This window comes from Mesorhizobium sp. NZP2298 (genome assembly GCF_013170825.1).
Taxonomy (GTDB): Bacteria; Pseudomonadota; Alphaproteobacteria; order Rhizobiales; family Rhizobiaceae; genus Mesorhizobium.
This window is the reverse complement of sequence record NZ_CP033365.1, coordinates 5,774,860-5,787,766: the sequence shown is the minus strand read 5'-3', so window position 1 is coordinate 5,787,766 and position 12,907 is coordinate 5,774,860. Positions and strand designations below refer to the sequence as shown.

The 12,907-nt window shown below is 63.2% G+C and carries 10 protein-coding genes; 2 read left to right on the top strand and 8 right to left on the bottom strand.

The genetic code is table 11. The features are described 5' to 3' along the window. Nucleotides 1-13: 13 nt before the first annotated feature. The 3 genes from EB231_RS27970 to EB231_RS27965 are packed head-to-tail and all read right to left on the bottom strand — an operon-like array spanning nt 14 to nt 3,865. Nucleotides 14-1,282 carry an MFS transporter gene (locus tag EB231_RS27970; RefSeq protein ID WP_246740734.1) on the bottom strand — a complete coding sequence of 423 codons (1,269 nt, stop codon included), beginning with the start codon at nt 1,280-1,282 and terminating at the stop codon, nt 14-16. Then, entirely contained in the window at nt 1,279-1,659 is a 381-nt protein-coding gene (locus tag EB231_RS35250) for a hypothetical protein (protein ID WP_246740733.1), read from the bottom strand. Before EB231_RS35250 ends, EB231_RS27970 begins: the two co-directional genes overlap by 4 nt. A 1-nt stretch (nt 1,660) precedes the next feature. Next, a complete protein-coding gene (locus EB231_RS27965; protein ID WP_172351658.1) occupies nt 1,661-3,865 on the bottom strand; it encodes a TonB-dependent receptor in 2,205 nt (734 codons plus the stop codon). Nucleotides 3,866-4,096: 231 nt separating this feature from the next. Here EB231_RS27965 and EB231_RS27960 point away from each other — a divergent pair, with 231 nt between their 5' ends. Next, the gene (locus EB231_RS27960) at nt 4,097-5,023 is read left to right on the top strand and encodes a helix-turn-helix transcriptional regulator (RefSeq protein WP_172351657.1); all 927 of its coding nucleotides are present in this window, start codon (nt 4,097-4,099) and stop codon (nt 5,021-5,023) included. A gap of 12 nt (nt 5,024-5,035) precedes the next feature. Here EB231_RS27960 and EB231_RS27955 read toward each other — a convergent pair whose 3' ends face one another. The 5 genes from EB231_RS27955 to EB231_RS27935 all read right to left on the bottom strand — a co-directional run bounded on the left by EB231_RS27955 (nt 5,036) and on the right by EB231_RS27935 (nt 11,319). Further along, the gene (locus tag EB231_RS27955) at nt 5,036-6,532 is read right to left on the bottom strand and encodes an HAL/PAL/TAL family ammonia-lyase (protein WP_172351656.1); all 1,497 of its coding nucleotides are present in this window, start codon (nt 6,530-6,532) and stop codon (nt 5,036-5,038) included. A 136-nt stretch (nt 6,533-6,668) separates the two neighbouring features. Then, entirely contained in the window at nt 6,669-7,778 is a 1,110-nt protein-coding gene (locus tag EB231_RS27950) for an alcohol dehydrogenase family protein (protein WP_172351655.1), read from the bottom strand. Nucleotides 7,779-7,786: 8 nt separating this feature from the next. Beyond that, nucleotides 7,787-9,166 (bottom strand): aspartate aminotransferase family protein, encoded by a 1,380-nt coding sequence (locus tag EB231_RS27945; protein ID WP_172351654.1) that lies wholly within the window; start codon nt 9,164-9,166, stop codon nt 7,787-7,789. A gap of 37 nt (nt 9,167-9,203) precedes the next feature. After that, nucleotides 9,204-10,697, bottom strand: coding sequence for an NAD-dependent succinate-semialdehyde dehydrogenase (locus tag EB231_RS27940; protein ID WP_172351653.1), 1,494 nt, complete (start codon nt 10,695-10,697; stop codon nt 9,204-9,206). A gap of 130 nt (nt 10,698-10,827) precedes the next feature. Continuing rightward, on the bottom strand, nt 10,828-11,319 hold the full coding sequence (locus EB231_RS27935; RefSeq protein ID WP_172351652.1) for an Lrp/AsnC family transcriptional regulator: 492 nt from the start codon (nt 11,317-11,319) through the stop codon (nt 10,828-10,830). Nucleotides 11,320-11,402: 83 nt separating this feature from the next. Here EB231_RS27935 and ehuR point away from each other — a divergent pair, with 83 nt between their 5' ends. Next, nucleotides 11,403-12,788: a MocR-like ectoine utilization transcription factor EhuR gene (gene ehuR / locus EB231_RS27930; protein WP_172351651.1), complete on the top strand. Its 1,386-nt coding sequence runs from the start codon at nt 11,403-11,405 to the stop codon at nt 12,786-12,788. Nucleotides 12,789-12,907 lie beyond the last annotated feature (119 nt).

Sequence of the window (12,907 nt, the reverse complement as noted above, 5' to 3'; positions counted from 1 at the left end):
CCACCCAGGTGCATCATTTCAGGACGCATCCTGCGCTCGGCAGTTTCCTCGCGAGCCTCGAGACAAGATGCGCCGTCAGCACTACGGCCAGACCGGAAACAAGCGTGGCGATGAAGAAGAGCGCGGAATAGCCGATGCGGTCGGCGATTGCCCCGGCCATCATCGAGCCAACCAGATAGATGATGATCTGGGCGCAGGATAGAATGGTGAAGTCGGTCCCCGGCTGGTCCTTCGACGACACCGCCATGAACAGGCTGTAAAGCGCGACGATCTCCATGTAGCGGATCAAGGTCTGAAATCCAGCCGCTCCCAGCAATGCCCATATGCCTGTCACTTGGCCGACCGCGTGGAGGGCAAACAACAGGAAACAGACCGTGCGCAGCGTGCCGAGCAAAAGCAACGTCCCGCCCGCACCCGAGCGTCGAACCAGCATGGCCGCTACGAAGGAACCGGCAATGCCGGCCGTTGCCGCCGAGATGCCGCTTAGATATCCGATCGCCGACAACGGCAAGCCGGCGTCGACCAGATAGGACCCTTCCATGGATTTCACCAACCCCTCGCTCGCGCGGTAGGTCAAGGCGATCATCAGAACCGTCACGGCCTCCGGCCGTTTCAGGAAGCTGGAAAGCGACGGTCTTGCACGCGTCTCCACAGTTCTTGTGATCGTGTCCTCCGGCATGAAGGCGATCGCGATCAGCGGCAATGCCGAGATCGCCGCGATCGTCAGCACCATGGCTTGCCAGCCGACCCAGCCGTAGAGAAGCAGCGAAACCGTGCCGCCGACGATGACGCTGAGCGCAACCGCTCCGCCCTGGATCGCATTGCCCATGGCGCGATCCTCTTGCTTCAAGGCAAGCGTGGCATAGCCGTCGGTGGCGATGTCCTGCGTCGATGTCAGGACCGCAATCGCGAACCCTATGACGAATATGGCTTTCAGATCGATCGGTTCCACCAGGGCAAGTGCTGCGATCGCAATCACCGTGCCGATCTGGGTGGGAAGGATCCAGCCACGGCGATGCCCGATCGCCATCGGCCTGATACGGTCGACCAGCGGCGCCCAGAGGAATTTAATCGTCAGCGGGATCATCAGTATGGCAAGCATGCCGATGGCGGTTCGCGACACCCCAAGCTCGCGCATGATCGGCGGCACGGCGGCGACTAGGAGATACCCCGGAATGCCTTGCGCGAGATACAGACCGGCCAGGACGGCAAAGAGCCGCAGGCGGCCCGAATCCGGCTGGCCGACTGGTGTGCCGATGGCTTGCGACGCGAGCTCGGTCACGATCTTGCGGCCCTGCCGAGATGCCTGGCGGCAAATTGATGCGCTTCGTCGCGGTTGCTGGTGACATGGACCGGAATGGCCCAGAGCCGTTCGAAGGACTGGCGTGATCGTGGATTGGGATTCTCGCGCACCAACGCCAGCGCCCGGCACGAACTGGAAATGCGTTGTCGTGTCGCCTTTGCCCATGCCGCCTGACGAATTTCACCCTCGCGGGACAGATGCGTGTTGCCCGAAATGTCGACCACGATGGCATAGGGCCCATCGAGATGGCCGATGCGGTCGAGCGCAGAGAGATAGTCGGCCTCATCTGTTTGCGCGTGCGGCGGGTAGAGCCGCAGATCGACGATACCGTCATCATGCATCTCGAAGTGGACCATTTCAGAAGGTGACCTTGTAGCCGAGCGAGATCGTCCGGCCGAAACCGTTGACGACGTTGTTGCGCGTGGCGCTCGCTGTCGGGTTCATGTAGTCGGTGTCGAACAGGTTCTCGATACCGACGCTGAGGTCGCCCTTGCCGATCTTGTAGCTCGCAAGGACGTTTACCAACGCCGCTCCCTTGATCTCGGGCACCGTCGTGATCTTGTCCCGGCCGGTGAAGAACTGAACTTCGCCGCGCAGATTGAGGCCGTTGTCGAAGACATAGGTTCCGTAGACCGTGCCATGTACCGGCGTGGCTATCCTGTTATTGGGTAGCCAGGCATCGATCTTGCCATCGCCATCCTTGTCGTAGCGGCCTTCGGTATAACCGAGGATGCCGCCCACGGTGAGGTTGCCGGTGATATTCCACCATGCGGTGGCCTCCACACCCCAGATTTCCTCCTTCTGCTGCGAAACGCGATTGGAGGCGATGTCATAGTTGACACCCTGGTCGGAGGTGGAAAGGAAAGCCGACAGCGAGCCGCCATGGTCGGCCTCGCCGCCGCGAACACCGATCTCGTAATTGTTGACGATCTGCGGGTTGGGAGCGATGTCGGCGTAGCTGACCGTATAGTCCGGTGCACCGGCGCCAGGGCACGCCAGCGCTCCATAGGCGTCGCACAATTCGGCGCTGCTGTTGGCGCCGGCCCGGCGCGTGAAGCCGCCGATGTCGGTCAGCGAGAACCCTTGCGAGAAGCCGCCATAAAGCTGGACATCGGGCGTCAGGTCGAACGTGCCGCCGATGTTGAATGTCAGATTGTCGTAGTCGAACGAACCGCCGATGACGTCGATCGCCGGATAGGGCCGGTTGATGTAGAAGATGGCCGGGCGATTGAAGTCCTCAATGTCGAGGAAGTAGCGCTCGTAGCGCAACCCACCCTGCAGGCGAAGCCGGTCCGTTACCGGAACCTGCAACTGGGCAAAGCCGGCGACCGAATTCTGCTTCATCGGGCTGATGACGTCCCAGCCGTTCTCGAGCTGCTGGAAAGTGTTGTCATGAACGAAGTCCAGCCCCCAGGTCAGCGTCGAGCCTTGCAGCAGCACGTCGAGAGGGGTCTCGACCGTCGCGGTGACACCCGCGCGTTTGCTGAAGAGCGTGGTCTGGGCAAAACTGGCCTGCGGGTTGAGCGGGTTGCCTGAATAATAGACCTGGTTGTTGACGAAGCGGTCGAAGCGCGTGAAGGGAAAGCGCTTCTCCATGTCGTTGTAGAAAGACTTCACTTCGAGCGAACCCAGTGCGAAGGCGGTATCGGTATAGCGGGCGGTGAAATACTTCGAATTCTCCATCACGGATTCGCCCGTATAGGGCGCGGTGTAGTCTGGCACCGCCGGCGTGGCCTGGAAGTTGGAGAACCAGTCCGGATTCTGCTCCATGCGCACGAGTTCGCCGGAGACCTCGAAGCGGCGAGACCCATCCTCGTATCCCAGCCTTGCATAGAGGTTGCCGAAGTCCGTGCGGTCGCCGCCGCCCTGGCCAAGCATGGCATCGGATGGCAGCTCGCGGCCATCGCCGTCATAGGTCCGCCGCGTCCGCTGACCGCTTGCCGAGATCAGATAGTCGAACTTGCCGATCTTCTGTGTGGCCGAGAGCGAAACTTCGGGTGCCGCGGATTTGCCGGGGTTGGCGGTGAAGGCCTTCACCTTCGTCTCCACCGTCACGGTCGGCTTTTCGGTCGCGTCCCTCTTGGTGATGAAATTGATGGTACCGCCGGTGGCGCCCGAGCCGTAGAGGCTGCTCGCCCCGTTCACCACCTCGATGCGTTCGACTTTGCCGAGGTCAATCAGCGCAAGCGTGCGCGAAACGTCGCGCAGCGGGGTGTTGCGCGCAACGCCGTCGACCAACACGAGCACGCCACGGCCCCGAAAGCTTTCGGAGGCTCCCGAAATCGTCTGGTTGGCTATCGAGAATCCAGGCACCAGCCTGGAAATCAGCGTTGCAGGGTCGCTCGTCTGTTTCAGCTCTTGCGCAAGCTCGGCACCTTCGATGACTTGAACGGACCCGGGAATGCTGGAGATCGGCTGCTCCGTTCGGCTCGCCGTCACCACCACCGTCTCGAGCAGCGTCGCGGGCGCCTGTTCCGTCCCGTCCTCAGCGCTAACCGGAAGCGTGGTGAAAACAATTGGAAGCAGTGCGAGGCAAGTTCCCGCGAGCAGCCTGTCAAACATAGTGGCACCCCCAAATTGGCCATCCGGGCGCCGTCAAGGCGCGAGCCATAAAGCACTGGCTCCGTTGTCCCGGATCGAATAAACATGTCTCAATTACTCATGTTATCAATCGGGGCGGCGGCACACTTGGGGTAAAGCGAAGCCGGCACTGCTGAAAACGAACTCGGACAAGCCGAATTGGAAATGTTGCAGTTATATCACAGACCTATCAATGCCGGCGGGATCAGCCCGGTGAACTTCGATATGTCGGGTCATGACGATGCCGAAGCCAGGCGGTCATGCGCCGCTCATTTCCGCGAGATCATCGGCGAGGTTGCGCTGGAGGCAGGCCGGGGTGTCCTTCCGGGGATGCGCGGCGTCAGATGCGGTCTCGACAATCTGAGCGTCATGACATGCTTCTTCCCGTCCTCGCCATTGCGACTGTTGGGCAAGGGAACGTCCGGTTCGGACAGGGTTCTGATGCTGCGAAGCATGGAAGGTCCCCTCGTCGTCGAGCAGGGCGGGCTGAAGACGGAAGCCGCGCTAGGCGATTTTCTTTTCGTATCCGGCGAGATGCCGTACAGCTGGCATCTGCCGGAGGGAGGCCGACTGGACTGCGGCAGCCTGCCGGGCAGCGCGTTCAGGATTTCTGGCGAAACCCTGTCGAAGCTGATGCTGCGACCGATCCCCAGGACGTTCCCGCCGCTGCAGCTTCTGATCACCTATGGCGCCTATCTGCTGATGCGTGGACCGCATTCGGCTGGCGAGGCTGAGATGGCGAATGCCCATTTCAACGAAATACTGCCACTGGTCGTTGCCTATCTGGAAGCTCCATCGGAGCAGGACAGGGATCGGCTGTCGCCTGTGAAGCGCTACGTCGACAACCATCTGCGCGATGGCGATCTCAACATTTCCATCGTGGCTGGGGTTCTCGGTGTCACGCCAAGATATGTCCAGCAGCTGTTTCAGCGTGAGGGGACGACCTTTTCGAAGTATCTTCTCGAACGGCGGCTCGCCGAGGCGCGCAAACTGCTGTCGCAGGGCTCGGGCGCGCGTTCAATCGGCGCCACCGCCTACGAAGTCGGCTTCGGAGATATTTCCTATTTCAACCGCACTTTCCGGAAGCGCTATGGCGTGGCGCCGTCCGCCGTCCGGGAGCAAAGCGCGGCAGAGGAGTGAGGTCCGCCTTGCTCAGTATCTTGGTCCCGCCACCATCCGCGCAACCCGCGTCATGTCGGTGCTCATCTCGCGGTCGTCGTCGAGCGGGCTGACAAGCGCGCGGACAGCGGCGAAGGTGCGCTGCGGCCCTTCGCCCATGCTGTCGACGACGCCGCGCAACTCCACGCCTGTCGCCGCGAAGATCAGTTCCATCGCAACCAGATAGCGCATGCGCTCGATAATCTCGGCCGTCTTGGCCACCACACGCGGTGCCATCGACGACTGGTCCTCGATGCCGTCCGAAACCGCCAGCGGGCTCAGCGACATCGGGTTGGCCAGATGCCGGATCTCGGCTTCCAGCGCCGACAATGGTTTCTGCAGTTCCGCATAGCCCTGGCGGCTGCCGCCTCTCGCCGACAGAAAGCGCGGCAGGTCGGCGATAACAGGTGACATCAGCTTCATGCAGCGGTTGGCGGTGCCGACGGCGCAATGCGTTAGCGCTTGGCCGAGCTGTTCCCAGGCGAGCGTCATTGCCGTGAGGTCGAAATTGCCGTTGGAAACCACCCGCTCGTCCTCCGGCAGGATGACGGGGTTGTCACCCGAATGGGTCAGTTCGATCTCCGTTGCCTGCTTCGCCTGTTCGAACGCATTGAGCAGGCCACCCCAGACCTGTGGCACACAGCGATAGCTGAGCGGATCCTGGAGGCGCCGCGCCGCCTTGTCCTGCCAGAGGCCGCTACCCACGAGCTCTTTTCGTAGCCGCACACCGATCTCGCGCTGGCCGAAGGCCGGCCGCGCGGCAAGGGCATCAGCGTCGATCGCGGTGAGGGAGGAGCGAAACGCCTCATAGTTAAGCGCCACGGCAGCCAACGCCCAGTCGATGAGATGGGCGACGTCTTCGAGGCACAGGCACGCCGTCCCGGTCGACAGGCTGTTGGCGACGATGATGGCGTGGCCGTCCTTTTCGCGCAGGTCGAGCGGCTCGAGCCCGGCGAGAGCCAGCGCCTCGGCGGAGGGCATGATCCTGCCCTGGAACTCCGTCTCGCCATCGCCGCGCAGCGCCCTGGCCATATGGCCGAGATGGGCAAGGTCGGCCGCGCCGATCGATCCCCAGGTGGGGATCACCGGATGGACGCCGGCGTTGAGCGCCGCCACAAGACCCATGACCACGCGTTCGGAGGTGCCGGTGCCGCCGGCGGCCATGCCCGAAATGCGCGCGGTCATCAGCGCCCGCACCGCTTCGGTCGGCAGGGCAGGCCCGATGCCCATGCTGTGGCTGAGCGGCACGCTGTGCTGGAAGGCGATCAGGTCGGCCTGCGCGAGCGGCGTGTCGACACAGGCGCCGAGGCCTGTCGTGACGCCGTACATCGGCTTGCCAAGCCCGGTGAGATGCTCGATGAGGGCGCGGCTCGCCCGGATGCGGCGCATCGCCTCCTCGCCCAGCATCAGGCGGGCTCTGCGTCTGGCAATCTCAGCCACATCCGCGACGCCGAGAGGATTGGCGTCGAGCACTATCATTCGGGCTGTCATGTCTCGCTGTTCCTGTCACCAGACGCCCGGGCCAAATGACGATGGGCATCGCCGTTTGTGGCGACTTGCTGGCTGGACTGCAAGTCATTCCCATTGTGGCAGCGGCGAGAAGGCCGGCAGAAGCGGGGGGAGATTTCTAGAACGACGCCGGCTGCTCCGCGACAGCATCGGGCACCACCACCAGCTTGCCGACAAAATCCTTGGCAACGAAATCCGCCTGCGCGTGGTGGAAATCGGAGAGCCTGTAGACGCCGCCGACCAGCGGCCGGATTTTTCTCGCCTCGATATATCCAACGATCCGGCGGAAATCGGCGCGCGTGCCCTGGCTGGAGCCATGCAACTGCAGTTGCTTGAGATACATGGTCCTGAGATCGAGCTGCACGACCGGACCGGCGATCGCACCGGCGGTGGTGTAACGGCCTTCGGGCCTGAGAATACGCAACAGGTCATTGAAGATCGCGCCGCCGACGAGATCGGCCACCACATCGACCGGCTGGCCGTGGGTCGCCTCGGCTACCGCTTGCGGCAGGTCGGTGACACCACGGGTGATGACGGCCTCGGCGCCGATGTCGAGCACCGCCTGTTCCTTGCCCTTGCCAACGACGGCATAGGGAATGGCACCGCGCGCCCGTGCCAGTTGCACGATGCCCGAGCCGACGCCGCCTGAGGCGCCGGTGACCAGCACCCGCTCGCCGGCCTTCAGGCCAGCGCGTTCCAGCATCTGCTCGCCGGTGAGGTAGGCACAGCAGAAGGTGGCCAGTTCGACATCGCTCATCTCCGTGTCGACGACATGCGCGTTCTCGGCCGGCACGGTTTGATACTCGGCATAACCGCCGTCGCGGCCGTGGCCCATATAATCTATGTCGGCCAACGAATCGTCGTCGCGATTGTAGATCGAGAAATCGACCATAACCCGCTCGCCGATACGGTCTGGCGAAACGCCATCACCGACCGCAACGATGGTGCCGACCGTGTCGGTGCCCTGGATGCGCGGGAAAACAAGCGTGTTGCCCTGCCGCCGCCAGGTCGACACGGCGGAAGCGTCTTCTTCCGTGCCATAGGCGCCCTGGCGCACCCAGACATCAGTGTTGTTCATGCCGCAGGCGCTGACCTTGACCAACACTTCCCCCGGGGCGGGCGCAGGCACCTTAACGTCGGTGCGATAGACGAGCTTTTCCGGTCCGCCGTGCCCGGTGAGCAGCACGGCGGCCATGGTGGCGGGGAGATTTTCTGTCATGGCATTCATCGTCGATTTTAGAGATTGGCAAACACGCTTTTCACCGCATCGGCGGTCTTGGCCACCACGATGTCGGCTTCTTCGCGCGTCAGGCAGAGCGGCGGCGCGAAGCCGAGTATGTCGCCCTGCGGCATGGCGCGGCCGATGACGCCGCTGGCGGCAAGCGCCGTCGCCACTTGCGGACCGATCTTTTGCGAAGCATCGAAGAACACCCGGTCGTCCTTGTCGGTGACGAACTCGACCGCCGCCAGCATGCCGTCGCCGCGCACGTCGCCGACATTCTTGTGGCCACCGACGGCCTTTGCCAGTTCGGCCCGGAAATAGGCACCGGTCTCGCGGGCATTTGTCACCAGATCCATCTCGTCGATCAGTTCGAGATTGGCCACGCCCGCGGCAACGCAGATCGGATGCGCCGAATAGGTCCAGCCATGGCCGAGCGAGCCGAGCTTGTCGGAACCTTCGACCAGCACCTGCCACACCTTGTCGGCGACAATGACGCCCGAAAGCGGCGCATAGGCCGAGGTCAGGCCCTTGGCGATGGTGATCAGGTCCGGTTTGATGCCGTAATGGTCGGAGCCGAACATGGTGCCCAGCCGACCGAAGCCCGTAACCACCTCGTCGGCGACCAGCAGCACGTCATATTTCTTCAGCACCGCCTGGATCTTTTCCCAATAACCGGCAGGCGGCGGCACGATGCCGCCAGTGCCGAGGATCGGCTCGCCGATGAAGGCGGCAACGGTTTCTGGCCCTTCGGCCAGGATCATCTCCTCGAGCCTGTCGGCACAGTGTTGCGAGAACTGCTCCTCGCTCATCGAGCGGTCGGCGCGGCGGAAATAGTAAGGCGCTTCGGTGTGCAGGATCGGCGCGCGCGGCAGGTCAAAAGCGTTGTGGAACAGGTCGAGCCCGGTCAGCGATCCCGTCATCACGCCCGAGCCGTGATAGCCGCGCCAGCGCGAGATGATCTTCTTCTTCTCCGACCGGCCGAGCACGTTGTTGTAGTACCAGATCAGCTTGATGTTGGTTTCGTTGGCGTCGGAGCCGGAGAGGCCGAAATAGACCCTCGACATGCCCTTGGGCGCGCGGTCGATGATCATTTTGGCAAGCGTGATCGAGGCCTCGGTGCCGTGGCCGACATACGCATGATAATAGGCAAGGTTCTTCGCCTGGGTTGCGATCGCATCAGCGATCTTCTGGCGGCCGTAGCCGACATTGACGCAATAGAGGCCGGCAAAGGCATCGATGCTCTTCTTGCCATTGTTGTCCCACACGGTGACGCCTTCACCGCCGGCCATGATGCGGGTCGGGCTCTCACCCCGCGCATGCGTGCCCATATGCGTCGAGGGATGGAAGAAGTGGTCGCGATCCCAGGCATTGAGTTCGTTGGACTGGTCGAGCATCTTTTCTTGACTCCTTGAAAGACAAACCGGGCGCGGCTTAAGCCACATTCAGGCAGAGATATTTGAGATCGGTGAAAGCCTCCAGCCCATGGCGCGAACCTTCGCGGCCGATGCCGGATTGCTTGACGCCGCCAAAGGGGATCGGCGCGCCGGTGATCTTGACGCGGTTGACGGCAACCATGCCATAGTCGAGCGCCCGGCCCATGCGCTGCTGGCGCGCGCCGTTCTCTGTCACGACATAGGCGACCAGGCCGTATTCGGTGGCGTTGGCGCGTCCGATGACCTCGTCCTCGCTGTCGAAGGGCGTGACCGCCGCGACCGGCCCGAAGGTCTCTTCGTGCATGATCAACGCCTCATCGGCGACATCGGCCAGCAGTGTCGGCTGGTAGAACAATGGCCCAGCCTGATGCCGCTTGCCGCCAGTGAGACAGCGCGCGCCATGGGCAAGCGCATCGGCGACCTGTTCCTCGACCTTTGCGACGGCGCGCTCATGCATCAGCGGTCCGATGTCGGTTTTATCGGCAAGGCCGTTACCGGTCCGCAGCGCCTCGATGCGCCTCGCAAAGGCGGCACAGAAGCGCTCGTAGAGCGGACGCTGGACATAGATCCGGTTGGCGGCAAGGCAATCCTGGCCCGATGTGGCGAATTTGGCATCGATGGCAATGCCTACCGCTTTGTCCAGATCGGCATCGGCAAAGACGATCAGTGGCGCGTGGCCGCCAAGCTCCATCACCAGCCGCTTCATCGTCGGCGCACTCTGTGCCGCGATCAGCCTGCCGATCTCGGTCGAGCCGGTAAAGCTCATGCCACGGATTCGCGGATCCTCGCACATCCGCCCGATGATGGTCGCGGCCCTGCCTGTGACGATGTTGAAGACCCCGGCCGGCAGACCGGCGCGCTCGCCAAGTTCGGCCAGCGCCAGCGCCGACAGCGGCGTTTCCGAGGACGGGTGCGCGACGATGGTGCAGCCGGCGGCAAGGGCGGCGGCCGCCTTGCGGGTCAACATGGCCGACGGAAAATTCCACGGTGTGACGACGCCGACGACGCCGAGCGGTTCGCGGCGTATCATCATTTCCGCGTTCGGCAGATGGCTGGTGACGCTCTCGGTGTTGAGGCGCTTGGCTTCCTCCGCGTACCATTCGACGAAGGAGGCGGCGTAGTCGATCTCGCCGAGCGACTCCTGCAGGGGCTTGCCCTGCTCCAGCGTCATCAGCAGAGCCAGATCGTCTTTCGCTGCGATGATCAGCTCGAACCATTTTCGCAGGATTCTTGACCGCTCCTGCGGCAGCAGCGACCGCCAGGCAGGAAAGGCGCATGCGGCGGCATCGATCGCTTTTGTCGTTTGCCGCGCATCCAGCGCGGCAACGAAGGCGACCGTGGTGCCGGTCGCCGGATCGGTGACCTCAAAACTTTCGGCGGCCTCGCTCGCCGTCCAGTGGCCGTCGACATAGGCCAACTCGCGCAGCAGCCGGCGGTCGGCGAGGCGGTCGAGCGCTTCGTGGCGATGCGAGCGGGCGAAATGCGCGGACATGGTCGAGGCCTCCCGGTTCGGACTGGTACGGGAAGACTATCCGCCATGCGCAGACAGAGAGGCTGTTTGGGCGTCCTGAAGGAGAGAGATTCTCTCTATTGTGCCGCCTCCGCAGACGATCTCTCCGGCACTACGGCGACGCCGGCAGCAACTCGGCGATGGGAAGCACGATCTCTTCCTTCACCGTCTTGGTCACGATGTAGGTGAAATAGCGGTCGATCCCGATCTCGCGCTCGAGCAAGCCGTCGACCAGCCGCTGGTAGGCATCGATGTCGCGCGCCATCACCTTCAGCAGATAATCGACGCCGCCACCCACCGACCAGCAGGCAACGATCTCGGGGATGTCGCGGATGACGCGCTCGAAGCGGTCGAAATCAGCCTGGCGGTGGCTGGCAAGCGTCACCTCCATCAGCACGGTGGCGACCGGCGCCACGACGCGCATGGCGATCCGGGCGTGATAGCCCGAAACGATGCCGGCCTTTTCCAGCTTGCGCAGCCGCATCCAGCACGGCGTCGGCGACAGCCCCACCTGCTCGGCCAGCGCCAGCTTGGTGATGCGCCCGTCGCGCTGGATGGCGTCCAGGATTTTGAGGTCGATCGCGTCGAGTTTCGCTGCAGTCATCAGAGCCCACTTTTTCGTCCACGGTAGCATGATGGCGCATTATTTCGATTGTCAATTGCACTGATTTCGATCTCTAATAAGTCATGACATTGTGGCAACCAGATCCCGCGCTCATCCGGCGGCCAGCCTATCAATCGCTGGCCGACCAGTTCGCGCGCGCCATCCATGACGGGCGTCTTGCCAATGGCGCCCGTCTGCCCACGCATCGCCGGCTGGCCGATGACCTCAAACTGTCGGTGCAAACGGTCAGCCGCGCCTATGAGGAACTGATCCGGCGCGGCCTGATTTCGGGCGAGATCGGCCGTGGCAGCTTTGTCCAGACGCAGCGCCGCGAACCGGAACCGCCCTATCTGCCGGAGCGTCTTGGCGAGGTCATCGACCTTTCCATCCTGAAGCCGGTCTGCGAGCCGATGCATCTGGAGCGGTTGAAGCAGGCATTGGGGTGGCTCGCCGAAAACCTGCCGTCGAGTTCGGCGCTATCCTTCCGGCCGAATATGGTGTTTCCGCGCCACCGTGCCGTGGCGGTCGAATGGCTGAAACTGTGCGGGCTCGATGCCTCCGCGCAGAATATCAGCCTGACCAACGGCGCCACCGCCGGCATGACGGTGGCGCTGATGAGCGTGGCGCCGCCGGGATCGACCGTCGCCACCGAGGCGATCGGCCATCACACGCTGGTGCCCCTGGCGCGCTATCTCGGCTTCAACCTCGAAGGCCTGCCGATCGACGACAATGGCCTGATCCCGGAAGCGCTGGACGAGGCCTGCCGGCTTTCCGACATCCGCGCCGTGTTTGTGCAGCCTTCGGTGATCAATCCGACGGCAACGCTGATGGATGCGGCTCGACGCGCCGAGATCGCCGCGGTCGCGCGCAAGCATGACATCGCCATCATCGAGAACGATGTACTAGGGCCGTTGGTCGAGGACCGGCCGCCGCCGGTCGCTGCCTTTGCCCCGGAGCGCACGCTCTACGTCACCTCCTTCACCAAGATCACCGTGCCAGGTCTGCGCATCGGCTATCTCGCCGCGCCCGACCGCTATGTCGCCGCCGTCGCCAACCGGCACCTGGTCTCCAACTGGATGGCCACGCCGCTGGTGGCCGAGATCGCCACCAAATGGGTGACAGACGGCACCGCGATGGAACTCGTCCGCTGGCAGCGCACGGCCCTGCGGCGGCGGCAGGATATCGCAGCGGAGGTGCTTGCCGGGATTGACTATCGCGCACGGCGCGACGGGCTGCACGTCTGGCTGCAGCTGCCCGACGACCGCGCCGAGGAGGGCTTTGTCGCCCAGGCCCGGCTGCAGGGCGTGGCGATCGCCCCTGGCACATCTTTCCGCATTTCGGATGCGCCGTGGCATCCGGCGGTCCGTATCTCGCTGGGCTCGACCACCGAAGGGGAACTGCGCGCCGGTCTCGGCGTTGTCACCAAGCTCTTGCTTGGCGATCCGGAGCATCTGCTGCTGGCGATTTAGGCCGACTATGCTTCGAAATTGTGCGGAATCAGAATAATTGTCATGATATTATTTTCCTAATTGACATGATTTGGCTCGTTCCGCATCGTTAAGGGCACAGGCTTCTCCAGCACGGGGAA

Coding starts and splice junctions, on each gene's coding strand:
- EB231_RS35250 (WP_246740733.1), bottom strand. CDS start 1,659: ATGGTCCACTTCGAGATGCATGATGACGGTATCGTCGATCTGCGGCTC.
- EB231_RS27965 (WP_172351658.1), bottom strand. CDS start 3,865: ATGTTTGACAGGCTGCTCGCGGGAACTTGCCTCGCACTGCTTCCAATT.
- EB231_RS27955 (WP_172351656.1), bottom strand. CDS start 6,532: ATGACAGCCCGAATGATAGTGCTCGACGCCAATCCTCTCGGCGTCGCG.
- EB231_RS27950 (WP_172351655.1), bottom strand. CDS start 7,778: ATGAATGCCATGACAGAAAATCTCCCCGCCACCATGGCCGCCGTGCTG.
- EB231_RS27945 (WP_172351654.1), bottom strand. CDS start 9,166: ATGCTCGACCAGTCCAACGAACTCAATGCCTGGGATCGCGACCACTTC.
- EB231_RS27940 (WP_172351653.1), bottom strand. CDS start 10,697: ATGTCCGCGCATTTCGCCCGCTCGCATCGCCACGAAGCGCTCGACCGC.
- EB231_RS27935 (WP_172351652.1), bottom strand. CDS start 11,319: ATGACTGCAGCGAAACTCGACGCGATCGACCTCAAAATCCTGGACGCC.
- ehuR (WP_172351651.1), top strand. CDS start 11,403: ATGACATTGTGGCAACCAGATCCCGCGCTCATCCGGCGGCCAGCCTAT.